The following is a 25,835-nucleotide window of genomic DNA, read 5'->3' as shown; positions in this document are numbered from 1 at the left end:
CGCCAACATAACCATGAAAAAACATCTTACTTTCCTACTTATTCTTTCTAGTTTATTAAGTTTTGCTCAAGAAAACTACAATTCAGAAACTTATAATGTAACTTTTGATGATATTAAATCCTCAACATTTGTAAAAGATAGTACAGCCAACGCCTTAGTTATATACGATTTTGGAAATAGTTATGTTGATTCAGATGATTTTAAACTTAAAACAGAAATAAAACGCAAAGTTAAAATTTTAAATAGGGAAGGTTTTAACAAAGCCAACATCTCCATTCATTTATACAGCAGTAGTAAAGCTGAGGAATCAATTAAAGACATTATTGCAACTACTTATAACCTTGTTGACAATAATATTGTTTCCACTAAAATTGATAAAAAAGATATTTTTGAAGAAAAATATGATGAGAACCACACACTGATAAAATTTACGTTACCCAATATTAAAGAAGGCTCGATAATAACCTATAGTTATACCCTTAGTTCTCCTTTTATGTTTAATTATAAGGGCTGGAGTTTTCAAGAAGATATTCCCAAATTATATAGTGAATACAGAGCAAGTATTCCTGGTAATTATGAATATAATATAAAATTGGTTGGTGGCAGAAAACTAAAAACAAATACCACCTCGGTAGAAAAAGAATGTTTACGCGCCTTTAACGGTGGTGTTGCACATTGTGGCAAGTATATTTATGCCATGGAAAATATCCCTGCTTTTATTGAAGAAGACCACATGACAAGCAAATCGAACTATTTAGCAAGAATTGAGTATGAATTAAAAATATATAGTGGTTTTGATGGCATAACAGACAACTATACTAAAACTTGGGAAACAGTTGATGATGAACTAAGAAAAGATGTTAATATTGGCAAACAACTTACAAAATCTATTGATACTGAAAACTTATTAAGCAATGACATTTTAAGTGAAGCTGATGCTTTAAAAAAAGCACAAAGTATTTATAATTATGTTCAAGAAAACTACACTTGGAATGATGAGTATCGAATATTTAATGATGTCTCTGTTAAAGACCTTATTAAAAACAAATCCGGTAATGTTTCATCAATAAATATATTACTTCACAATTTATTGGAAGGCGCTGGAATAAACGTAAAACCCGTTTTACTTTCTACTAGAAACAATGGCTTTGCAACAAAAATATTCCCTGTAATTTCAGAATTCAATTATCTAATAGTGCAGGCCACAATTGATGGTAAAAAATATTTTTTGGATGCCACCGATAAATACTTAAATTTTGGAGACATTCCTTTTAAGTGTTTAAATGGATATGGACGTATTTTAGATTTTAATAGCAAAAGCGATTGGATTGACATTGAGCCTGAAAAAGCATCGACCGTACAATATAAAGTTGAGCTAAATTTAGATGCTAAAGAAAACATATTAGGTAATGTTTATGTAAAAAACACAGGCTACCATGCATTAAACTCACGAAAAGCATATTACCCAAATAGAGAATTGTATATAAATAAAATTCATGATAAATATCCAAATGTTGAAATTTCAAATCATAAAGTATTAAGTGAAGGCAAAACAAGTCCAGATTTTATAGAAACTTACGATATTGAATTTGAAGAAAACATAACAGGAGATAATATTTATTTAAATCCATTCATCATTAAGTTTTTTAATGAAAACCCTTTTAAACTTCAAGAAAGAACCTATCCTATTGATTTTGGATATAAAGATACATATTACTACTCCTTTAAGCTTAATTTTGGCGATTCGTACACTATTTTAGAAAAACCAGAAGATCTTGCCCTAAATTTACCAAATGGCAAAGGACAAATAATTTTTTCAAGTAATTTAGTTGAAAATTCTCTTAATCTTATATTTAGAATTAAATTTAATGAAGCTGTTTTTGAACCTGAATACTATCCTTATCTAAAAGAATTTATGAATAAGATTGTTGACATTCAAACCAATTCTCTTATATTATTAAAAAAGAAGTAATAAATCTTTTATTACTTTTGAAAACTATGAATATGCAGCAAAAACCCAACTGGAAAAACAAACTTCACGAAGTTATATATGGTACCCACACACCTGCTGGAAAGGTTTTTGATATTACTTTATTAGTTGCTATTATTTACAGCATTATAATTGTAATGCTTGAAAGTGTAGAATCTTTTGACGAAAAGTATCATAGTTTCTTTAATATTTCAGAATGGATTATAACCATATTATTTTCAATAGAATACATATTAAGAATCATTTGCGTCAATCAACCAAAAAAATACATATTTAGTTTTTACGGTATTGTCGATTTGCTTTCTACCCTACCCAAATACATTTCATATTTCATTTTAGACTCTCATTTCTTATCGGTGTTTAGAGCATTGAGGCTTCTAAGGGTATTTAGAATATTAAAACTGATTAGGTTTGTGGGCGAATCCAATAAACTTATAAGAGCTTTAAGAAACAGTCGTTCCAAAATATTCATTTTTATCTTTTTTGTTTTTATTATCTCAATCATTTTAGGTACCGTAATGTACCTTATTGAAGGTCCCGAAAATGGTTTTAAAAGTATTCCACAAAGCATTTATTGGTGTATTGTAACACTTACAACAGTAGGTTTTGGAGACATAACACCACAAACGGCTGTCGGACAAGTTTTGGCCACTGTTATCATGATTATTGGTTACGGAATTATTGCTGTGCCAACCGGTATTGTTTCAGCCGAATATACTGCCTCTAAAGATAAAACATCAAACGCATCAACCAGCTCTTGCCCAAACTGTGGTACCGATATTGTTTTTAGCGATGCTTCCTACTGCAGAAGATGCGGCAATAAATTACACAATGTCTAAATATCTTATTTCCATAATTGGACCTACCGCCATTGGCAAAACCGCTTTAAGTATAAAACTGGCCAATTATTTTAATACCGAAATAATTTCGGCAGATTCCAGACAGTTTTTTAAAGAAATGAGTATTGGTACAGCAGCTCCCTCAAAGGAAGAACTAGCAGCTGCTAAACATCATTTCATTCACAACAAATCCATACAAGACAATTACAACGTTGGTGCTTTTGAAAAAGATGCTTTAAACACACTTAACACTTTGTTTAAAAAACATAATGTAGTTATTATGGTGGGTGGTTCTGGGTTGTATGTAGATGCCGTTACTAAAGGCTTGGACGATTTTCCTGAGGTAGATGCGAACATTAGGGAAACTTTAAATTCCGATTTAGAAAACAAAGGACTCACCTATCTACAAAACCAACTTAAAGAATTTGATATCGTATCTTACAATAGTATTGCTATCGATAATCCGCATCGGGTTATTCGTGCTTTAGAAATTTGTATGGGTACCGGAATGCCCTATTCGTCATTTTTAAACAAAAAAGAAGGCAACAGGAATTTTAAAACCATTACTATTGGTTTAACTGCTGAAAGGAAAACCATTTACAACCGCATCAACCAAAGGGTAGATATGATGATGCAACAAGGTTTACTGGATGAAGTTAAAAATCTACTTCCTTATAAAGAACTGAACGCCTTAAATACAGTTGGCTACAAAGAACTTTTCAATTATTTGGAAAGCGAATGGACTTTAGATTTTGCGATTTCTGAAATAAAAAAGAATAGCAGGCGCTTTGCCAAAAGACAACTAACTTGGTTTAAAAAGGATGAAAACACCTTGTGGTTTGATTATTTAACTCCTGTTGAAACCATTATAGAATCTTGTAAATTGCATATCAAAACAACGTAGGTTATTGCATAGCAACTTTACTGTATTTAGCATTTATTACAATGCTTTTTCCACTATGTGGACTTCCTGTAGAAAATGTTGTGGAAGTATCTTTTGAGTTTTTTTTGGGATGACTAAAACGGGTATGGCTCCCTTTAAAAAGCAAACTACAGTCGGTTTTTGGAAGTGAAATGGTTGCATTACTATTTTGAAGCGATACATTTAAATTAGTAAAGGCATCGTCTATTTTCAAAACTTTTAAATCGCCAATATTCCCTTGAATAACCGCATTTCCCAATAAATTATTTATAGTAACGTTTGATGAATTTGAATTTAAAACCAACTGTTTCACATGGTTCAACTTTACATTTTCGACATAATTAATATTTAAATTGCCTAAATTCCAATAGGCTACGTAAATGGGCGAATAGGAAGCATTAATGGAAGTATAACTCCCATTAATGCTTTGTGCTGTAAGCTTGGTATAAGCTAAATCTGCCTTTAAGTTATCAATATTTGAAGCAAATTCTATTTCACCATGCCTTACGTTTACTTTTAATTTAGCGCCTTTTGGCATTTTAATCTTAATGGTTTTCTTCACATGAACATTCGATTTCTCACCTACCATTTTTTCAATTAAAACGCGTCTTTCTTCAGCCAATTTTTCTCTTTCTTGAGAATGCTTTTCCCGCATCTCTGCATGTTTTTCACGCTCAACTGCCATACGTTCTTGTTGTTTCATTCTTTCTGCTTGTTGTTCCATACGTTTGGCAAATTGCTCGCCCCAAGCTTCCATTTGTTTGCCGTATTTCTCTTCCCATTTACCATCAAACGTTTTAGCCCATGCCTCCATTTCCTTTCCATACTTTTCGCCCCATTCTTTTCCGAATTGTTCGCCCCAAGCTTCCATTTTTTTGGCATAATCTTTACCGTAAGCCGATTCAAAATTCTTTGAATATTCTTTTAAATACTTCTCGCCTTCCTTTTGGTAAGCATCATAATCGAACTGCATTTTGCTTATGCCTTCTGGTAATTTTGGCAACTCGGGCATTTTGGGCATTTTGGGCATTTTTGGAGCCTTAGGAATTGGTGGCAATTCTGGCAATTCTGGTATTTCGGCCAATTCAAATTTTAATTCTTTTAAAACGGCATCTACAGCATTGCTATCATGATCGCTGTAACTATGCGACCAAGAAGAAGAACCACTGTCTTTTGTTGAAATGGTAACAGCACTTTTAGAGGCATTTACCTTAATTTGCCATTCTTTTAAGGCTTTTTTTAGAGCATCTCCACTTAGTTTTTCGCCTTCTATATAAGCTTCAATTTCTACGGTGTTTTTATTCCAAGTATCAAAAACAATGTTTGTGTAACTTGTATTTAAATTGATGGTAACATCCTTATTTACATCAACAGACTGTGTTGTTTTAGTAAGTTTCTGTTGAGAAAATAGCGTACCAACTACTAAGAAACTTAATACTATAAGCGCTCTATTTATAATTGATTTGTTCATTTTTTGATTTTTTTTTTAGATAGATTGCAACCCTTCACCCACCTTAGTTTCGGAAGCGTTCAATTCTTTTAATTGTGTTCTTAAACGATACAATAGACTTAAACGAAATTTCAAATTATCAATTAATGCATTTACTGTTAACTCACTAGGTCCCGATTGGGTCAATTCAACCGACAAACGTTTGTATTCTTTATCAAGTTCTTCCAATTGCACCAAATACCCATCAAAAAGCTCTTTAGTTTCTGGAGTGTATTCTATTTTAGACAATTCAAAATTAATACTTGCCAAATAATAATCTTCAACCTTTTTTAACCCAGGTGATACATAGCTCAGTGTTTTAATTTCTATACTCTGTGTCGCCACATGGTTGGGTGCGGGCATTTCCTGTTTAAAAAAATTATACGCTCCAAAACTCATCCCTAAAAGCACTATAATGCTAGCGGCTATTTTTAACCAATTAAATTTTGGTTTTTGTACTGGCAATGCTGCATCTAACTTTTTGAGAAATCGTTTTTGATGATTTTTTGGCATGGTTTCCTGCTCAAGTTCCTCATCTTTAAATAATGCTCTAATTCCTTGTGCCATTTTTTTTATGAATTAACAGTTCTTGCAATTTTACTTTACCTCTAAATAATTGTGTGCGTGATGCCACTTCAGAAATATTTAAAATTTCTGATATTTCTTGATGATCGTAACCCTCAATCAAATAAAGCATCACTACATATTGATACTTTTCAGGTAAATTATTGATTGCTCTTTTTACATCGTTTAATGTAATTGTGTCTTCTACCAACCATTTGTCTTCTTCAAAAGTATCTACAACTTTTAGGTGCGCCTCTTCCAATTCAAAAAGTTGTTGCTTTTTAGATTTTAAAAAATCGATACTTTTGTTTATTACAATACGTTTTAACCAAGCACCAAAAGTTACTTCTGCGTTGTATTGATGAAGTTTTGAAAAGGCTTTGATGAAAGCTTCTTGAACGACATCTTCAGCATCATCGGCATCCTTCAAAAACCGTTTGGCAACATTATACATACCATTGCAGTACTGGTTGTACAACTGCAATTGTGCCTTTCGGTTATTTTGTTTACATTGTTCTATAATGTCAACCTGAAACATGCCAATTCAACTTTTGGTTTTAAGTTAGTTCATTTTAAAGACGATAAAAAAAGTAGAGTGTTGCAAAAAATTATTTTTTTTTTTTTGATCCATCAAAACAAAACTAAAGAATTGTACGTTTGTGTTTTAGTAATTATTACTTTTTAAAGTATCTTTATACCAAATAATTCCCAATTTATGAATACCTTTTTGAAACGCATTTTAATACTACTATCCATCATTGCCATAGGCTTATTTTTATATTCTTGTTTTGTTGAAAATATTTTTGAAAAACGCTTAAGTCCAAAAGATACGGTTGAATTTAAACTTAACGATTTAAAACTTAAAGTGTTTTATAACAGACCTTATAAAAAAGGAAGGGAAATTTTTGGTGCATTAGTGCCTTACGATCAGGTTTGGAGAACAGGTGCCAACGAAGCGACAACTTTTGAAACCAATCAAAACCTAACCATAAACGGTATGGCTTTACCTGCTGGAAAATATACACTTTGGACTGTACCAAGAGACAGCACTTGGAGTGTTCTTTTTAATTCCAAACAATACTCGTGGGGTGTAAACTCTGAAATGCAACCTATGTGGGATCCTAATTATGATGTTGTAGATGTTGAAGTGCCTGTTAATAAACTAAATGCTCCTGTAGAACAATTTACCATAGCTTTTGATAATTCTACCGATAGTTTAGCCTTAACTATGGCTTGGGACGATGTTAAAATTGCAGTTCCCTTAAAAGAATAGTTTAAGTTTTATTCTTAATAAAAAACAAAACCTGCTAAACAATATTTAAAATAATGTTTTCTAAAAAAAGTTTTCAATAGTAAAACTCACGTCTTAATATTTTTGGTACTGACATTAATATTCAAAAAAACAATTCCATCTTTATTAACTATTGACTTAGTAAGCTATATTTGCATTATTTATTCCCAAACAGTCAAAATACATACAACAACAAATTAGCAAAACCAGGTATTTATCCCTTTTTGCGGCCTTTATAAGCAACGAGCTTAAACAAAAATAATTAGTGAAACATATACACTTTATCCTAAACCCAATAGCTGGCAAAGGTAACAATAATCTTAATTTAGAGCTTCTTGAAAAATATTTCAATAAAAAGGACTTCAACATTGTAATTAAGCAAACAGCCTATAAAAAACAAGCTATTAAACTTACCCAGGAGTCTATTAGCGAAAACGCCGACATTATAGTAGCTTGTGGTGGCGATGGCACTATTAACGAAGTTGCTTCTTGTTTAGTTAACCTACCTATCATTCTTGGAATCATTCCTGTTGGCTCTGGAAATGGTTTAGCATCTAATTTAAACATTCCAAAAGATTTAAATAGTGCGCTTACATTAATTAAAAGTCAAACTATAAAACAAATTGATGTTGGCCAACTGAACAACAATTATTTTTTTAGCAATACAGGCATCGGCTTTGATGCACAAGTAATAAAACATTACGAAGCTTCAAACAAGAGAACGCTTATTAGTTATGTAAAAGCAACTTTAAAATCATTAAAAAAATCTAATAAACTTTTAGAAGTTGAAACCGAACTTAATGGAAAAACCATCGGTCATAAGCCTTTTTTAATCTTCATTTCAAACTCTAATCAAATGGGTTATAATGTAAGTTTAACCCCAAAAGCATCACTACAAGATGGTATGCTAGATATATTAATTGTTCCTGAACTTAGTTTTTTTAAAATAGTTTTGTTTTCAATATTAATGTTGCTAAAAAAGCATCATATTTTAAAAGAAGTTAAAAACTATCAAACCAAACAAATAAAAATTACAAAAAAAGACAGACCTATATTTCAAATTCAAATTGATGGTGAATTTTTAATGATAAAAAATAGAACTATTGATATTTCAATATTAGAAAAAGCCCTAACAGTAATAGCCTAACAAAAATTAAGTTGGTATATATTTAGCTAAAAGGTATTTAGCCAATTTATAAAACCCAAAACCGGTTATTGCACCAAAGATTAATCCGCAAACAATATCTAACGGATAATGAACCCCGACGTAAATTCTACTGTATGCAACCATTGCACTCCAAAACAGCAAAATAAATATCAAGTTTTTGTAATATGGTTTCAGCATTAACCCAGCAAAAACTGCCGCAGCCATTGAGTTTGATGCATGTCCGGAAAAGAAACCATACTTACCACAACGTACTGCAATAAAACGCATATGGTCTATTAATGCCGCTTCACCACAAGGTCTTGGTCTAGCAAAACCATTTTTAAAAACATTGGTTATTTGGTCGGTAAACGTTATCATTAAAGCTACTAGCACAACAAAAATCAGTAATGCTTTAAGCCCGAATTTCTTGTATAAAAAAAATAACAATATAACATACAATGGCACAAATGTAGCCTCATGGGTAATTATTAACCACAAATTATCCCAAGTTGGCGAGCCTAAATTGTTTAAAAACAAAAATAATGTGGCATCGTATTCTAAAAGACGTTCAATCATCTATAATTATTTTGGCGTTACCCTGTCGGGTCAGGTTATCCGTTACAAGTCCTCGCTGTGGGCTTTCCACTGCTACCCTTAACGCAGAATTAGTCTTCGTATTTTAAAATTTCATTGTCGTAAAACTCGGTAGCAAGTTTTATCATATTTTCAGTTTCTGCCAACAATTCCTGTTCATCTTCATCATCAAAATCTTCAAACCATTCAATTTCATCATCTTCTAGGTTTATAATAAATCGAGGGAATTCAGTATGAATCACATAAATAGCATTCGGATAATCGGTATTATCGCCTAGTATAAATTTTGGAAGGCTCATATTTTTTTCTTTAGTTGTTTGTTGTTTAGTTGTTAAGCTGAGTAGTTGCAAATCAACTAAACGACTCCACAACCAACGACTTTACATTTTTGACAAAATTAGTTTTTTTGTGAGATAATTGAATCGAATATACAATAAAATAGCAGCGGTTGTTAATCCTGATAACAAGCCCAACCAAATACCAAAACTACCAAAGGCATCTTCTTTTCCTAAAAACCAACTAATAGGAAACCCTATAAGCCAATATGAAATAAAGGTGATAATAGTTGGTATTTTAACATCCTGTAAACCTCTTAAGGCTCCTAATACGAGTACCTGTACACTATCACTTAATTGAAAAATGGCAGCCGCAATTAAAAGTTTTGAGGCAATTCCAACTACTTCGGTGTTATCAACTAAATTTTTAGCATCTTCAAAATCCACATACAGCTTTGGCAATTGATTATGAAAAACAAAAAACATAATTGCAAAACACGATGCCAAAATAATGCCTAATAAAAATATGGAAAATGCAACCCGACGTAACTCAACATAATTTTGCAACCCTTTTTGATTTCCTACACGTATCATAGCGGCTACACTTAACCCTGTTGCAACCATAAATGTCATAGAACTTAAGTTTAAAGCAATTTGATTTGCCGCTTGTGGATTTTTACCCAACAACCCACTCAGCCAAATAGCTGCGGTAAAAATACCGACTTCAAAAAACATTTGCATAGCACTTGGCGAACCTAAATTCATTATGTTTTTAAGCATTAATTTATCTAAAACAAAAAACTTTATTTGGGTTACATATACTTTCGATTTTTCTTTCAGCTTTAGTAAAAACCAGATATACCAAACCATAAATATTCTTGAAATTAGTGTTCCATATGCAGCTCCTACAATCCCCATTTCTGGGAAACCAAATTTCCCGAAGATTAGTAAATAGTTTAAGACTACGTTCAAAATGTTAGCTACTATGGTTGCATACATGGGATAGCGTGTCATGGACAAACCATCACTAAACTGTTTAAAACCTTGGAATATGATTAATGGTATTAATGAAAATGCTACCAAATCTAAATACGGAATTGCCAATTCAACAACCTCAATGGGTTGTTTCATTAAATACATAAGTGGTTTTGCTGAAAGTAGAATTAAAAAAAGAGCAATACCTAAAATAGTACATAAAAATAACCCGTGCTTAAATGTAGATTTACCCCTTTCGAAATTATTTTCGGCATCAGCTTCTGCTATTAAAGGTGTTATGGCTGTTGAAAAACCAATACCCAAAGACATGGCTATAAACATAAAACTGTTGCCCAAGGATACCGCAGCGAGTTCGGCAGTTCCTAATTGACCTACCATAATATTATCTACAAAACCTACAAAGGTATGCCCCAACATACCCAACATAACTGGGGCAGCCAATTGCCAATTGTATTTAAATTCTCTGGTATAGTCTTTTAATTGCATCATGCAAAAGTAAGCTTTAGGAATAGCATAGACCAATTTTTAAAGAGAATCATAAAGAAGAAATAAATTAACAAATGTTAATAACTTGTGACAAGTCCAAATATTAAATAGAACGCTTTTTCATACATTTATATTAACCAAATAGACATTCTCTTATTAAGAATATATAGCATTTTAAAAACTATTAGCTTTTGTTTTACAGGGATTTAAGATATATTAGTTAATGTTTTAAAAATTTAAGGAGGAAAATAAACTTTCCTCCTTTTTTATTCTACAAACGTTTAAAATGTTCTTTGGCTAACTCAAACTCAAACAACATTTCTTCAACAATTTGTGATACGGGCTTTATATCATGTATTAGGCCTGCCACTTGACCTATTTCCAACTCGCCTTCATCTAAATCGCCTTCAAACATACCTTTTTTGGCTCTTGCTCTACCTAATAATTCTTTCAACTGTTCTGTTGTGGGAGACTTTTTATAAAGCTCTTGAACATCATTATAAAACTTATTTTTTATCAATCGTACTGGCGCCAATTCTTTAAGTGTTAATTGGGTATCACCTTCTTTTACATTCACTACTAATTGCTTAAAAGCATTGTGTGATGAACTTTCTGTACTAGCAACAAACCTGCTACCAACCTGAACACCATCGGCACCTAAAACCATGGCCGCTAACATAGCACGACCCGTTGCTATACCACCTGCAGCAATTAAAGGAATTTGAATTTGTTCTTTTACCATGGGAATTAATGTAAACGTTGTGGTTTCATCCCTTCCATTATGGCCACCAGCTTCAAAACCTTCGGCAACAACAGCATCTACACCTGCCTCTTGGGCTTTTAAAGCAAACTTAACACTACTAACCACATGCACCACTGTAATACCATGTTCTTTTAACCACGATGTCCACATTTTTGGGTTTCCTGCTGATGTAAATACTATGCTCACGCCTTCATCTACAATAATATCCATGATTTCTTGGATATTTGGATACAACAAGGGCACGTTTACCCCAAAAGGTTTATCGGTTGCTTTTTTACATTTTTGAATATGCTCTCGCAACACTTCTGGATACATAGAGCCCGCACCAATCAATCCTAAAATACCAGCATTACTTGCCGCCGATGCCAATCGCCAACCACTGTTCCAAACCATTCCTGCTTGAATTATTGGATGCTTGATATTGAATAATTCGGTAATTCTATTTTTGGACATTTAGTTTTTGATGAACTTAATTGTTTTAGAAACGTTATTAGACTCCAATTTAGCAAAGTACACTCCTTTAGATAGACTGGAGACATCCATTTTGTTGTTTAAAGGAGTAACCACTGTTTCAAACAAATACTTTCCTAACATATTGAAAACAGTTATAGAAACTCGTTCTTCCGAAATAGGCAGCTTTAAATAAGCAAACTTTTTCACGGGGTTTGGAAATAAGCTAACAGCAATATCTTTATCATTCTTATCAATGGAAAGCGCTAAATTTAATGCTGTTTGTAAATTTGGGATACCGTAACCTAAAAAATAATCAGGAGAATTATATTGTGAAGCTGATTCTCGAACCAACTGCATAATTTCTGCATTTGTTTTATTTGGCAAAGCTTGCCATAAACACGCTAAACCACCTGACATAATAGGCGAACTAAATGATGTTCCGTTAGCACTAGCTATAACATCATTTTCGAAAATTACCACACTACCTTGGCCTTGCGCTACCACATCAGGTTTACGTGTGGGTTGTGTAATATTCCCTCTAGAACTAAAAGTAGCATACAAACCATTAGATTGTACAGCACCAATACTGAACACCCCAGCAGCATCTGCCGGAGCAACTACAATTTGCCAACTAGTATTTCCATCGTTTCCTGCGGAATTAACAACCAAAATTCCTTTTTCAAAAGCAATATTAGCTCCTTTTGAAATATAAGCGGTATTTCCGTTCATATCAGACGGCGAATAACTGTAATTTGCATTGTCGTAAGTTGTATATCCTAACGATGAATTTATAACATCTACGCCTAAACTATCGGCGAGTTCAGCTGCTTCTACCCAATAACTTTCTTCTACAGGATTTTCAGTTGGGGCATATTCGGTTATAAACAAATAATAAGATGCATCGGGTGCCGTACCAACAAACTGGTTTTCAATATAACCAGCCATGGTGCTTAAAACCAAGGTTCCATGATTACTGGTGGTATTGGTATAAACATCGGTATCTCTACCCACAAAATCATAAGTCCCTAAAATATTGTTGGCATTTCTTAAACGTTGAAAACCAGCCATATTATTTACATTAGGAAAACCTGCGTCAATAACCGCTACCGTCATTCCTGTACCGGTATAATTTGCTAAATGAAGTTGCTCGCCTTTTATCATTTCAATTTGATTGGCTGCAGTACCATAAGTAAAATTGGTTAAAGCACTCGTAAATTTTGATTGATTTTTTTCTTGAGATTTTTTAGAAGTATTCAAACTTCTGTTGGCAAATTCTATGTGGTCTACAAAAGAAAAAGTTGTTTTTAGATTGTTAATATCCGTTTCGGCCCCTCTTACATGAACTGCATTAAACCATTTGGATTTTGCCATTACGGTAATACCGGTAGCATTTTTAAGTTGAGTTATATAGGATTCATTTACAGGTACATCACGCGCATCAATAACCACATTGTGCCTATTTTTTCTATCAATTGCTTTTTGGGATAAAATTGTTGTTGGATTTACAATAGAAGTTTCAACATTTTGCTTGTCTTTTAAATACACCCATGCATCTTGCTGTGCCAAAACCATGAACTGAGTGCATAAAACCCCAAAAAGCAACAAACGCTTCTTCATATAAATTGAATTTAAGTTATTGCAATTTAAGAAATAACCCCCGAACCTACTAACTCATCTTCTAAATACCACGCCACAAATTGTCCTTCGGTAATGGCCGATTGAAATGCTTCAAACTCAACATACAAACCAGCATCTACTTTGTGCAATGTGGCTTGTTGTAATGGTTGTCTATACCGAATTCTTGCCATTACTTGCATAGTTTCATCCACTTCTAAAGCTAAATCTTCGCGTATCCAATGTAATTCTTCGTTACTAACAAACAATGCTTTTTTTAATAAACCTGGGTGCTCTTTTCCTTGGCCTGTGTAAATAACGTTTTCTTCAACGTCGGTGTCAATTACAAATAATGGCTCTAAAGTACCTCCAACAGCCAACCCTTTGCGCTGTCCTTTTGTAAAATAATGGGCCCCTTGGTGTTTGCCAACAACTTTTCCGTAATCGACTTTATAATTGATTTTACGAGATAGGTATTCTAATTTTTCTTTTTCGGAATGAAATTCAGGAGTTTCTTCACTGAAAATAGTTTGTTCCTTTGGGATTTCAACAATAATACCCTCTTTAGGTTTTAATTGCTGTTGAAGAAAATCTGGCAACTTCACTTTACCTATAAAACAAAGCCCTTGGGAATCTTTCTTTTCTGCGGTAACCAAATCCAATTCCATAGCTATTTCACGAACTTGTGGTTTGGTTAATTCCCCTATGGGAAACAATGATTTTGCTAATTGTGCTTGTGATAGCTGACATAAAAAATACGACTGGTCTTTATTATCATCTTTTCCTGCCAACAACTGGTAAATTTCTTTTCCGTCTTTTTGAATGGTTCCCTTTCTGCAATAATGTCCCGTGGCAACATAATCGGCACCAAGTTCTAGGGCAATATTCATAAACACATCAAACTTTATCTCTCTGTTACAAAGCACATCGGGGTTTGGTGTTCTTCCTTTTTCATATTCGTGGAACATATAGTCTACAATACGTTCTTTGTACTGCTCACTTAAATCGACCGTTTGGAAAGGAATACCCAATTTTTCAGCCACTAACATAGCGTCGTTACTATCGTCTAACCAAGGGCATTCGTTTGAAATCGTTACCGAATCATCATGCCAATTTTTCATAAACAAACCAATAACCTCATACCCTTGCTGCTTTAATATATAAGCTGCAACGCTAGAATCTACACCACCAGAAAGTCCTATAATTACGCGTTTCATTTATTTAAAAAATTATTCTGCAAAGATATAAATTATATACTACTAAAAGTTAACATAGAACAACCTTTGAAAATTGTTAAAAAATGTTTGTTTATTATTTTTAACAAAACTTTAAACAAAAATTATTCATTTTGTTTAAAGTTTTTATATTTATGTTAAACAACAAATAAACCTTATAAAAATTATACCATGAAAAAATTAAATTTAATTAGTAAAATGTCTTTGATGGTTTTTGCGCTATTAATGACAGTATCATGTGACGATGATGATCCTGTAAAAACTCCAGAAACCATTGCTGAAATAGCAATAGCAACTCCTGGTTTAGAAAGTTTAGTAACTGCATTAGATAGAGCTAACTTAGTAAATGTTCTTGATAGTTCTGGTGAATATACCGTATTTGCCCCAACAAATACTGCTTTTGAAGCTTTCCTATCTGCTAATAATTTTGCATCTGTAAACGATGTTCCTGTAAACGTATTAACCCAAGTATTGTTAAACCACGTCATTGCTGAAGAACTACCTGCTTCAAGTCTATCTACAGGTTATAAAAACACCTTGGCTACTTATGCGGATACCGATTTAAACTTAAGCATGTTTGTAAATACGTCTGGCGGTGTAAAACTGAATGGTGTATCCAATGTTACAACTGCAAATATTGAGGCAACAAACGGTGTTATTCATGTTGTAGATGCCGTAATTGGAATTCCTACAGTAGTAACATTTGCTACCGCTGACCCTAATTTTACAACATTGGTAAGTGCATTGACAACTCTAACTCCTGCTACCGATTTTGTTTCCGTACTTTCAGACACCGATGAAGCTTACACTGTTTTCGCTCCAACCAATGCTGCTTTTAGTGCATTATCTAGTGTTCCTGAAGAATCAACTTTAACACAAGTATTATTGCACCATGTGGTTTCTGGCAACATTCAATCGAGCGCGTTGACTCCTAACGGAAATACGGTGGCTCCAACCTTACAGGGAAATAACTTAACTATTACATTACCAGGTACTGGTGGGAATATTGCAAACATGACCGATGGTTCTGGAAATATGGACATTGGAATAATTGCTGTAGATGTACAAGCTGGAAATGGTGTGATACACGTAATAAACAAAGTGGCTATACCTAATTTACAAAGTTAGTTTGGTTGGTTTTTGTAGACAATGATTAATAACTCTCATAAATAAAATTGTCTATGAAAAATAAGACTCCTTAAGAAATTAAGGAGTTTTTTTTATGTGTTTTGGTGCGTAACTAAAATCCTTTTCTTCAGTTAATTTTCCATCTTTATAGTATTTCCAAACACCATCCTTTTTATCATTTTTGTACAAACCTTCAGCTACCAATTCTCCTTTTGGTGAATAATACTTTGAATAACCATGCAATTCACCATTCACATATACCACCTCACTTAACACGACATTTTTATCAGAATACACCACCGAAACACCTTCTAATTTTCCATCTTTATACGTTTGGCTTTCGGCTATTTGTCCGTTAGGATAATATACAATACGTTCTCCATGCAAGATTCCTGAATCGTTATAATGTTCTAAGGTTAATAATTTGTCATTTGTTTTTTGATAATATTTCCATTCGCCAATGTAATTTTTACCATCCATTTGTCCTTCGCTAATCACTTTTCCGGTTGAAGCGTAAAACTTCACATAAGCCTTAGAGTTATTTTCATTAAACTCTTTGGTAGCTGTTAAAACCGCTTTTTTCTTTATGTTTTTATAAAACTTAAACGTGCCTATTTCTTTGCCATGAAGAAATTCACCTTCATATCTAGGTATGTTGGTGCCCTCAAAATTCTTTCTCCAGATTCCATGGTTTTTTCCGTGAGCATCCAATTGATTGATTTCTTGGGCTGAAGCAAGGGCCGTAATCAATAAAAATAAGGCTAAAACTGTTTTCATAAAAACTTAATACTATTTTTTATTTCATTAAACGAAACAAATCCTGTCAAATTGCATTTAACAAAAAAGCTGCCAAATTGATTTTATTGACAGCTTTTTAAACTTTGTTTAATACCTACAAGGTTTTATAAACCTTGCAGGAATAATAAACCTTGTAGGATACTTATTTTTTGCGTTTTTGTTGCATTTGTTTTTGCTGTTCTGCCTGCTCCATCATTTCCTTCATTTTCTGTTGGAAACGACTTTCTTTTTTAGGTTTCTTTTTATTTTCTTGAATTTGAGCATGTATCTTATCTTCATCAAGAATATAATTTTTAATTACTAAAATGATACCAATACTAATGACGTTTGAAATGAAATAGTACAAACTCAATCCTGATGCATAATTATTGAAGAAAAACAACATCATAATTGGCGAAAAGTACATCATATATTTCATCATTTTAGCCATATCCGGCATCCCTTCTTGCGTTGGTTGAGACGCCATTTGGTCGCCTGTTGTTAAACGCATATAGAAGAAAATAGCAATAGATGCTAATATTGGGAACAAACTAACGTGGTCGCCATAAAACCATATTTTCCATCCAGGAGGAAAATGATAAATCGTGTCATAAGATGATAAATCCTCTGCCCAAAGGAAACTTTTTTGACGCAAATCAAACGCCGATGGGAAAAATTGGAACAATGCATAAAATACGGGTAACTGTACCAATGCCGGTATACAACCTGCCATGGGGCTTGCCCCTGCTTTGGTTTGAAGCGACAAGGTTTCTTGTTGCGCTTTCATTTTATTGTCTTTATACTTAGCACGAATGGCATCCAATTCCGGTTTTAGAATTTTCATTTTCGCTTGCGATAAAAACTGTTTGTATTGAACGAACGACAATACTAATTTAATTAATATCGTCATTACAATAATAACGATTCCGTAAGGTAAAAAGTCTCCTAAAAAGGCAAATAAAGGTATGAATAGATACTTGTTTATCCATCCAAAAATACCCCAACCCAAAGGCACGATTTCATCTAAATTTCTATCGTATTTGTTTAGAATTTTGAAATCACTAGGTCCATAATACCAATCCATCGATTTGTTAATCTCGCCACCAGCAAGTTCTAAAGGCAATTTAGCCGAAAAAGCTTTGGTATAAACCGTATCAATATCTTCGTTTTGAACTAGGTTTCTAGATTCAAAAGCACCAGTTTTAAATGGCGTGTCTGCCAATAGAATTGATGTGAAAAAGTGCTGTTTAAAAGCTACATAGGTTACATCTTCAGCAGTGTCGTCTGAAAGTTCACGTTGACCTAAATAATCGTCTTTACCATCTTCATATTCAAAAACAACTTCGGTATATCTGTTTTCATAAGAAATACTTTTGGCATGACGGTAGGTTTTTAAATTCCAATCTAAATTAATAGGTTGTGAACTGTTAAAAACATCACTCAAGCCTTGTGAACGAATGTTGAAATCCAACATATAATCGCCTTCTTTCAACTCATAGCGGTACTCTAAAAACTTACTTTCAGATACTTTTAGCTTCATGGAAACTACGGTCGTATTGCCGTTTTTGGTTACTGTAGGCTGAAAATATAAATCTTTGGTATTTAAAATTCGGCTATCGGTAGTTCCGAAATTAATATTGAAAGATGCGTTGTTATCTTTAATGATGTAGATGGGTTTATCATTAAAATCGGTGTGTTTTTTAAGCTTTACTTCTGAAAGATATCCACCTTTGTTGTTGAATTTTAAAGCCAACAAATCGCTTTCTACAACAGTTTCTTCTTTTGAAGCAGTAGCGGCAGAATATGCAAACGCCCCTAATTTGTTTTTTAAATTTACTAATTGAAGTGAATCGGTAGTACCAACATGCATATCTTCAACAGTGGCAACTTGAGGTTGTAGCGCTTTAGCCTTGTTTTCCTTTTCAACCTGTTCTTGTTTTGCTTTTTCTTGAGCTTCAAGTTCTTCTGGCGTTGGTTGATTTTGCCAAAGCATGTACATTAATATTCCGAAAATAAGTAAAAACCCTATAATCGAATTAACATCTAATTTTTTTTCTTCCATGTATTCTCTATGTATCTAGTAAAAAGATTGGCGTTATAACTAAAACGCTCTACCTTATATCAATAAGCTATCCAATATTAATTTTGTGCCATTCTGACACTTGATTTCTTCTTTTTATAATTTAAAGCTGCCTTAACAAACGCCACAAATAAGGGGTGTGGATTGGCAACCGTACTCTTATACTCTGGGTGGTATTGCACACCAACAAACCATGGATGGCTTGGTATTTCAACAATTTCCACCAATCCGGTATCTGGGTTTAAACCTGTAGCTACTAAACCAGCAGCTTCCATTTGCTCTTTGTATTTGCCGTTAAATTCGTAACGGTGTCTGTGACGCTCCTTAATGCTTTCAGCTTTGTAAATATCACGAACAGCACTACCAATTTTCAAATCGCAATCCCAAGCGCCTAAACGCATGGTACCACCTTTATCAGTAATGTTTTTTTGGTCTTCCATTAAGCCAATAACAGGGTTTTTTGTTTCTGGACTCATTTCGGTAGAATCGGCATCTTTAATACCCAATACATTTCTAGCAAACTCAATAACTGCCATTTGCATGCCTAAGCAGATACCAAAAAATGGTACATTGTTTTCACGCACATATCTAACGGCATCAATTTTACCTTCAATACCACGCTCACCAAAACCTGGCGCTACCAAAACACCATCTAAATGTGCTAATTTAAGTTGAATATTATCTTCATTTAAATACTCAGAATGCACGGACTCTATATTAACTTTCACCTCGTTTTCTGCACCTGCATGAATAAAAGCTTCTAAAATAGATTTATACGAATCTTGCAACTCCACATATTTTCCAATTAAACCAATAGTAATTTCGGTTTTTGGATTTTTATGACGGGTTAAAAATTGATTCCATTTGGTAATATCGGGTGTAGAACTTTGCAATCCTAATTTCTTCAATACCACTTTATCCAAACCTTCTTCCAACATTAAGTTTGGCACATCGTAAATGGTTGAAGCATCGATAGATTGAATAACTGCTTCTTCCCTAACGTTACAGAACAAAGCTAGTTTTCTACGTAAATCGTACGGTAAATCGTGTTCGGTTCTACAAACCAAAATATCAGCTTGCACACCACTTTCCATCAAGGTTTTTACACTATGTTGTGTTGGTTTTGTTTTCAATTCGCCCGCAGCAGCCAAATAAGGCACTAAAGTTAAATGGATAACAATACCGTTATCTTCACCCAAATCCCAACGTAATTGACGCACTGCCTCTACATAAGGTAAAGACTCAATATCACCAACCGTTCCACCTATTTCGGTAATAATAATATCGTAATCACCCGATTTTCCTAAAAGCTGGATACGTTCTTTAATTTCATCGGTAATATGAGGGACTACCTGAACCGTTTTACCCAAAAATTCACCTCTACGCTCCTTTTGTATCACACTTTGGTAAATGCGCCCAGTGGTTACATTGTTTGCTTGACTGGTAGGCACGTTTAAAAAACGCTCGTAGTGACCTAAATCCAAATCGGTTTCTGCACCATCTTCGGTAACATAACATTCGCCATGTTCGTATGGATTTAATGTTCCTGGATCTACGTTTATGTACGGATCTAATTTTTGAATAGTTACTCGATATCCTTGGGCCTGAAGTAATTTAGCAAGCGATGCTGCAATAATGCCCTTTCCTAATGATGATGTAACCCCACCGGTTACAAAAATGTATTTTGCTGTAGTTGTCATGTTGCGCTTATAAACGCAGGCAAATTTACAAAATTAAAATAGTTATTCTCGAATAAGTTTTTAGTTATTTCATGGGAGTTTTTAACAAGGATGCCAGAAAGAAAAGTAGTTTGATTTTTTATAAAAAGTTTGACTTTGAGCAAATCAACTTTAAATGCATCCGTAAAAAATATTTCAATAATAAAAACATAAAAAAATCCAGCAAGCTGCTGGATTTTATATTTTAAAACTAACCATTAAAAATCTACCTAGAATAATTAGGAGATTCTTTAGTAATGGTTACATCGTGTGGGTGGCTTTCGTTAATACCACTTGCTGTAATTTTAACAAACTGTCCTGTTTCTTTTAAAGTGGCAATATCTTTAGCACCGCAGTAGCCCATACCTGCACGTAAACCGCCTATGAATTGGTGGATGCTTTCGTATAAATCACCTTTATAAGGTACACGACCTACAATACCTTCTGGTACTAATTTTTTTATATCGTCTTCTACATCTTGGAAATAGCGGTCTTTAGAACCTGTTTGCATTGCTTCCACAGAACCCATACCACGGTACGATTTGAATTTTCTTCCCTCATAAATTATGGTTTCCCCTGGCGATTCTTTAGTTCCTGCCAATAACGAACCTAACATCACGGTATCTGCTCCAGCTGCAATGGCTTTCGGGATATCGCCCGTATAACGGATACCACCATCGGCAATTACCGGAACGCCTGTACCTTTAATAGCCGCAGCTACTTCCAATACCGCTGAAAACTGAGGAAAACCCACACCTGCAACTACACGTGTGGTACATATAGAACCTGGACCAATACCAACTTTTACGGCATCGGCACCTGCTTCTACTAAATATTTTGCTGCAGCTCCCGTAGCAATATTACCAACAATAACATCTAAATTCGGGAATTTTCCTTTTATTTCTTTTAAAACACCAACCACACCTTTGGTATGCCCGTGTGCTGTATCAATAACCACTGCATCAACCCCAGCATTTACTAAAGCTTCAGCTCTATCAACCGCATCACCAGTTACGCCAATCGCTGCTGCTACACGCAAACGACCATATTGGTCTTTGTTCGCCATAGGCTTTTGGCTTAATTTGGTAATATCTCTAAAGGTAATTAAACCAGATAGTTTATAGTTATCATCAACAATCAATAATTTTTCAATTTTATGTTGTTGAAGAATGATTTCTGCATCATTTAAAGAAGTTCCAACAGCAGCGGTTACTAAGTTTTCACTCGTCATAACCTCAACAATAGGACGCTTTTTATCGTGTTCGAAACGCAAATCACGATTAGTTACAATCCCTTTAAGCGTACCATCTTCATCTACAATAGGAATACCACCAATGCCATATTCGGCCATCGCTTTTTTTGCATCGATAACTTTTGCGGTAAGTGGTAAGGTGACAGGATCCATAATCATACCGCTTTCGGCACGTTTTACTTTTCTAACTTTTAAAGCCTGCGCTTCTATCGTCATGTTTTTATGAAGTACCCCAATACCTCCTTCTTGTGCCATGGCAATAGCCATTTTGCTTTCAGTAACGGTATCCATAGCTGCCGAAATAATAGGCACATTTATGGTAATGTTTCGTGTGAATTTTGTTTGAATATTAACTTCGCGCGGAAGTACTTCAGAATATGCTGGAACTAGTAGGACGTCGTCGTAGGTCAGCCCTTCCCCTAGAATTTTATTTTCGTGTGCAGTCATGATGCAATTATAATTATAATTGCGTGCAAATATACACATTTTTTTCTGTTTGAATCGCGTAAAAATTAAGGAATAAAAAATAGTAATTTACATTTCTTATTTAAAGAAAAATTGATTGTACGCTATTACTTATAATCTGGTGTCACCTCATCCCGATAACTATCGGAAGCTATTGACCTGACCTAAAAATTGAGTTATTACAAATTACGGATATTCAGAAGAAAAATAACGAAATAAATTATTTATTCAAGTTTTGAAAATAAGGTCTTAGCGTATTAAGAGCGTATTCATAGCGCATTTCTTTATTTTCTAAATCACCTGTAAACCTAATTGCTTTTGGAACAAAGAGTCCGTATAAACATTTTCCTTGCAATATGTTTTCTATCTTTTTTAAACTACGCATATCAATGGTATTAATAATATCATTAACCCAAACATATTGTTCTTTATACAACATGTTTTTATCCCACAGTAATCCTGCTTCTTCATTTAAGATATGAGCAGATTCAAATAGTTTTTTTATTTCAGAAAATGAATTTTCAAAAATGGTCTCACTGCAACTTTGTGCGTAGTTCATGATTTTTTTATTTACAAACACAACATTTGGAAAGGTTTCCATTGTATGCAATTTGCTAGAAATAAAATCCGCCATTTTAAGCCAAACAACTTGATGCCCTTGTTTTTCAACTTCAGCTTGTACCCAATTGTAAAAGTCTTTACGTTCGGCTAAACCTGCATATTCTTTAGGTAAGTTGTATTCTAAGTTGAAAACATTGGCCTGCTGCCAAACCGCGGTATTATTTACTCTGTCCGATTTTAGCCAATCGGAAGGTAAAAGATTTTCTTTTCCCGTAACTTCATGGTAAATCCTTATACTCGTCCACTCTTTCGCATAAACAGATAGATTTAAAACAAACAGAAACAAAAAACAGTATATCCTCATAATGGCATAAAAATACGAGAAATTACTATTGATTTTAATATCAGTTTATAATATTACCTGCGTCTGCCACCGCCAAAGCCGCCTCTACTGCCTCTGCCTCTTTCACCCATATTCATATTTTGACCTGCAAATCGTCCGAATTTATAAGTAAAGTTTAGCATAAAATACTGTTCTAAAATATTGCTTTCAGTATCTTGAATGGATGTTTCTGTTACCGAGCGTCTGTAACCATTATTTTTCCCTAACATATCATAACCAACCAATGTTAAGGTTGCTTTGTTATCCCATAATTCTATACCAAGTCCTGCATTCCAAAAAATGGCATCACCATCAAACTCATCGCCTACTCTACTATTATAACGGTAAGATACTTTGTTTGATAAGAATACATTTTTAACAAAGAATATAGACGATTCAAAATCCACGTTTTGCACAAAAAATGCATTATCGTTGAAGGCATCGGTATCATACACGCTTTTGGTGGTTGAATAACTGTAAGTTCCACTAAAATCTAACTTATTATCATAAGAATATTTGAACGATACTGATGGGCGAATATTAGTTGTTTTACCTGTAAATACAATGGCGTTTTGAATGGATAAGGAATTGCTATACGAACCATTGATACGTGCATTGATACTCATATTCGTTTTTTTATTGTAAAACGATTTTGAAATGGCTGCATTTCCTGAATAAGAGTAGTCGCCATTAATATTATCATAGGTGGTGTATCTATTCAAATCTTCATCGGTAATGGTAGAGCTAATAATTTTGTCTTGAATAAATTCCGCCCTTAAATTCCCTGTGATGTTGATGTTGTTGAACGCCAAGTTATTATGATATTCAAATCGAATGTTATGATTGATTTCAGGTTCTAAAAATGGATTACCAACACGAATATGGGTGATATCGCTTACATCTTCAACCGGTTGCAATTGGTTTGCAGAAGGTAAATCAACATTTTGGTTATAGCTTAAATTGATGTTTTTATAACCGTTTTTATCGCGATAACGTATTCTTGTTGAATAAGTTGCGTACTCAAAATCGGTTTTAAAATCACGGGCAGCCACTAATTCATCTCTATAATTTCTATAGGTATTTGTATAGCCTCCTTCAACTTCAAAACGAAAATATTTATACTCATATCGTAATCTTAAAGCAGGCCTAACGGTTGTCGTGGAATATCTACTGTCCGAACTTAAAACTTCATTAAAATCATCATAATCATCTGTATCTTCATCATAATCATAAATATATTTTTCACTATTCTGAGCATTGATACTTGCCGAATACCTAGGCATTAACCTAAAATTAGTAAAAAGTTCTTTACTCCAAAAAGCATTCAATCGGATGTTACTATTATAAGTATCGGTATTGTTAATTTGGTCCTGAACCACCGTTTCATTTAACCTTTCAATATAGTTTTCAGAATATTTTTTGCTATCGGAATTACCTTTACTAAAGTTGGTGGTTAAACCTATGTTCAAATAATCTCTTTTTCCGGTAATAGTAGTTACGCTAAACTCATTGTTGATGCTATAATTATCTGAAATAGATTCGTTTTGGGAAGAGTAATCGCTTACCAAATCGTCATTGGTATATTCTGACCTTTTATTGGAAACAGAGCCCGATTCAGAATTCTCCACATTTAACTCAATTTCATTGGATATTTGAACTTTGTTTTTAGAAAGTTTGTTTTTAGGCTGAATGATAAATTTCAAATCGCCACCCGCATTATGGCTATCAGAATCGCTAAAACTGGCACTTTCAGAATTTGAAATATAATTTAAATTAGGTAAAAAATTCTCTGTATAGCTTTTTTGTCTTCTATCGGTACTTTGTGCGCCATATCTGTAATTTCCGTTCACACGGGTTTCATTCCATTTTCCTTTGGTATAATTAGCTCCCAGAAAATCCGATTCAATATATCCATTACTGGTATCGGTATCGGGCAGAGCATTAAAACCTTTAGACATATTAATGTTATTCGTTCCTCCAATGATTCCCAATTGCTTCCCATCTATTAATTGGAACACATTGGCATTGGCTTGATATTTATCATCAGTACCATAACCTACTTTAACATCGCCAAAAACGGCGCGGTTTTTTCCTTTTTTTATGGTTAGATTTATTTCTTTAGTACCCGAATCGGATTCCTCACCGGTAAATTTTTGGTTATTGGTTTTATAATCGGTTACCTGTACCTTGCTTATTACATTACTTGGTAAGTTTTTAAGTGCGATTTCACCCTTCTTTTCTCCAAAAAATCGCATTCCATCTACGTTAATAGCCTCTACTTCAATACCGTTCATGGTGATATTTCCATCAACATCTATTTCAATACCTGGGAGTTTTTTCAATAAATCTTCGGCTTTATCGTTAGGTAAGGTTTTAAAACTATCGGCATTATACTCAATGGTATCTTTCTTAATTAAAATTGGTGGTGCTTTACCAATAATAGAAACCACATTCAATTCTTCCACCTGATCATCTAAAGTAATGGTTCCTAAGCTTAATTCCTTTCCACTAGGTACATCAATATCCTTTCGGTACGGTTTGTAACCTAAATAGGCAATATTGAAAATAGCTTTAGAATCGGTTTCGGTGTTAACTTGTAATGAAAACTCACCACTTTTATTCGTAATTCCATAAGAAATAGGGATGCTGTCCTTAATGCTTTGAAGATACACGGTAGCACCCTCTAAAATGTTAGCACTTTGATCTTTAACTACGCCCTCTAAAGTGAATTTTTGAGCAAATAATGTACTATAAGCAAATAACGACAGTAGTATTACTAAATTTTTCAATGTTTTGTTTTTAGTTAGGTTCGAG

Annotated in this window: 21 protein-coding genes; 6 read left to right on the top strand and 15 right to left on the bottom strand. The window is 33.7% G+C overall.

Annotated elements, in window-relative coordinates:
* Nucleotides 1–13: 13 nt before the first annotated feature.
* From ACGK9U_RS14140 to miaA, 3 genes are read left to right on the top strand one after another with little or no spacing between them, the layout of a single operon-like run.
* A complete protein-coding gene (locus ACGK9U_RS14140; RefSeq protein ID WP_394467068.1) occupies nt 14–1,972 on the top strand; it encodes a DUF3857 domain-containing protein in 1,959 nt (652 codons plus the stop codon).
* 26 nt (nt 1,973–1,998) lie between these two features.
* Nucleotides 1,999–2,829: an ion transporter gene (locus tag ACGK9U_RS14135; protein ID WP_394467067.1), complete on the top strand. Its 831-nt coding sequence runs from the start codon at nt 1,999–2,001 to the stop codon at nt 2,827–2,829.
* Nucleotides 2,822–3,733 carry a tRNA (adenosine(37)-N6)-dimethylallyltransferase MiaA gene (gene miaA / locus ACGK9U_RS14130; RefSeq protein ID WP_394467066.1) on the top strand — a complete coding sequence of 304 codons (912 nt, stop codon included), beginning with the start codon at nt 2,822–2,824 and terminating at the stop codon, nt 3,731–3,733. The genes ACGK9U_RS14135 and miaA overlap by 8 nt, the downstream gene beginning before the upstream one ends.
* 1 nt (nt 3,734) lies before the next feature.
* On the opposite strand, the gene ACGK9U_RS14125 is transcribed toward miaA, so the two are convergent.
* Genes ACGK9U_RS14125 through ACGK9U_RS14115 form a run of 3 tightly spaced genes read right to left on the bottom strand, consistent with a single transcriptional unit; the run spans nt 3,735 to nt 6,342 of the window.
* A complete protein-coding gene (locus tag ACGK9U_RS14125) occupies nt 3,735–5,222 on the bottom strand; it encodes a hypothetical protein (protein WP_394467065.1) in 1,488 nt (495 codons plus the stop codon).
* A 15-nt stretch (nt 5,223–5,237) separates the two neighbouring features.
* A complete protein-coding gene (locus tag ACGK9U_RS14120; RefSeq protein ID WP_394467063.1) occupies nt 5,238–5,807 on the bottom strand; it encodes a hypothetical protein in 570 nt (189 codons plus the stop codon).
* Nucleotides 5,791–6,342 carry an RNA polymerase sigma factor gene (locus ACGK9U_RS14115; RefSeq protein ID WP_394467062.1) on the bottom strand — a complete coding sequence of 184 codons (552 nt, stop codon included), beginning with the start codon at nt 6,340–6,342 and terminating at the stop codon, nt 5,791–5,793. The genes ACGK9U_RS14120 and ACGK9U_RS14115 overlap by 17 nt, the downstream gene beginning before the upstream one ends.
* 177 nt (nt 6,343–6,519) lie before the next feature.
* Here ACGK9U_RS14115 and ACGK9U_RS14110 point away from each other — a divergent pair, with 177 nt between their 5' ends.
* Together ACGK9U_RS14110 and ACGK9U_RS14105 are read left to right on the top strand one after the other, a co-directional pair.
* Entirely contained in the window at nt 6,520–7,077 is a 558-nt protein-coding gene (locus ACGK9U_RS14110) for a DUF2911 domain-containing protein (RefSeq protein ID WP_394467060.1), read from the top strand.
* Between the two features lie 283 nt (nt 7,078–7,360).
* Complete coding sequence (locus ACGK9U_RS14105; RefSeq protein ID WP_394467059.1) at nt 7,361–8,242, top strand: diacylglycerol/lipid kinase family protein; 882 nt, start codon at nt 7,361–7,363, stop codon at nt 8,240–8,242.
* A 6-nt stretch (nt 8,243–8,248) separates the two neighbouring features.
* On the opposite strand, the gene ACGK9U_RS14100 is transcribed toward ACGK9U_RS14105, so the two are convergent.
* The 6 genes from ACGK9U_RS14100 to mnmA all read right to left on the bottom strand — a co-directional run bounded on the left by ACGK9U_RS14100 (nt 8,249) and on the right by mnmA (nt 14,640).
* A complete protein-coding gene (locus ACGK9U_RS14100) occupies nt 8,249–8,818 on the bottom strand; it encodes a phosphatase PAP2 family protein (RefSeq protein WP_394467058.1) in 570 nt (189 codons plus the stop codon).
* Between the two features lie 89 nt (nt 8,819–8,907).
* Nucleotides 8,908–9,135 (bottom strand): hypothetical protein, encoded by a 228-nt coding sequence (locus tag ACGK9U_RS14095; protein WP_394467057.1) that lies wholly within the window; start codon nt 9,133–9,135, stop codon nt 8,908–8,910.
* Between the two features lie 81 nt (nt 9,136–9,216).
* The gene (locus tag ACGK9U_RS14090) at nt 9,217–10,593 is read right to left on the bottom strand and encodes an MATE family efflux transporter (RefSeq protein ID WP_394467081.1); all 1,377 of its coding nucleotides are present in this window, start codon (nt 10,591–10,593) and stop codon (nt 9,217–9,219) included.
* Nucleotides 10,594–10,864: 271 nt separating this feature from the next.
* A complete protein-coding gene (locus ACGK9U_RS14085) occupies nt 10,865–11,809 on the bottom strand; it encodes an NAD(P)H-dependent flavin oxidoreductase (RefSeq protein ID WP_394467056.1) in 945 nt (314 codons plus the stop codon).
* Nucleotides 11,810–13,426 carry a S8 family serine peptidase gene (locus ACGK9U_RS14080; protein WP_394467055.1) on the bottom strand — a complete coding sequence of 539 codons (1,617 nt, stop codon included), beginning with the start codon at nt 13,424–13,426 and terminating at the stop codon, nt 11,810–11,812. It abuts the gene before it with no gap.
* 26 nt (nt 13,427–13,452) lie between these two features.
* A complete protein-coding gene (gene mnmA / locus ACGK9U_RS14075) occupies nt 13,453–14,640 on the bottom strand; it encodes a tRNA 2-thiouridine(34) synthase MnmA (protein WP_394467054.1) in 1,188 nt (395 codons plus the stop codon).
* Between the two features lie 189 nt (nt 14,641–14,829).
* Here mnmA and ACGK9U_RS14070 point away from each other — a divergent pair, with 189 nt between their 5' ends.
* Nucleotides 14,830–15,786, top strand: a complete 957-nt coding sequence (locus ACGK9U_RS14070; protein WP_394467053.1) for a fasciclin domain-containing protein — start codon at nt 14,830–14,832, stop codon at nt 15,784–15,786.
* A gap of 78 nt (nt 15,787–15,864) precedes the next feature.
* Here ACGK9U_RS14070 and ACGK9U_RS14065 read toward each other — a convergent pair whose 3' ends face one another.
* The 6 genes from ACGK9U_RS14065 to ACGK9U_RS14040 form a co-directional block, all read right to left on the bottom strand.
* A complete protein-coding gene (locus ACGK9U_RS14065) occupies nt 15,865–16,563 on the bottom strand; it encodes a toxin-antitoxin system YwqK family antitoxin (protein WP_394467052.1) in 699 nt (232 codons plus the stop codon).
* A gap of 163 nt (nt 16,564–16,726) precedes the next feature.
* Entirely contained in the window at nt 16,727–18,625 is a 1,899-nt protein-coding gene (gene yidC / locus ACGK9U_RS14060) for a membrane protein insertase YidC (RefSeq protein WP_394467050.1), read from the bottom strand.
* A gap of 77 nt (nt 18,626–18,702) precedes the next feature.
* The gene (locus tag ACGK9U_RS14055) at nt 18,703–20,343 is read right to left on the bottom strand and encodes a CTP synthase (RefSeq protein WP_394467049.1); all 1,641 of its coding nucleotides are present in this window, start codon (nt 20,341–20,343) and stop codon (nt 18,703–18,705) included.
* Nucleotides 20,344–20,587: 244 nt separating this feature from the next.
* Nucleotides 20,588–22,060, bottom strand: coding sequence for an IMP dehydrogenase (gene guaB, locus ACGK9U_RS14050; RefSeq protein ID WP_394467048.1), 1,473 nt, complete (start codon nt 22,058–22,060; stop codon nt 20,588–20,590).
* A gap of 238 nt (nt 22,061–22,298) precedes the next feature.
* A complete protein-coding gene (locus tag ACGK9U_RS14045) occupies nt 22,299–23,003 on the bottom strand; it encodes an Insecticidal toxin complex protein (RefSeq protein WP_394467047.1) in 705 nt (234 codons plus the stop codon).
* Nucleotides 23,004–23,056: 53 nt separating this feature from the next.
* A complete protein-coding gene (locus ACGK9U_RS14040; protein WP_394467045.1) occupies nt 23,057–25,810 on the bottom strand; it encodes an outer membrane beta-barrel protein in 2,754 nt (917 codons plus the stop codon).
* Between the last annotated feature and the right edge of the window lie 25 nt (nt 25,811–25,835).

Origin of the sequence: Mariniflexile sp. HNIBRBA6329 (assembly GCF_043558645.1) — a bacterium.
Lineage (GTDB): Bacteria > Bacteroidota > Bacteroidia > Flavobacteriales > Flavobacteriaceae > Mariniflexile.
This window is presented reverse-complemented; position numbering and strand designations above follow the sequence as displayed.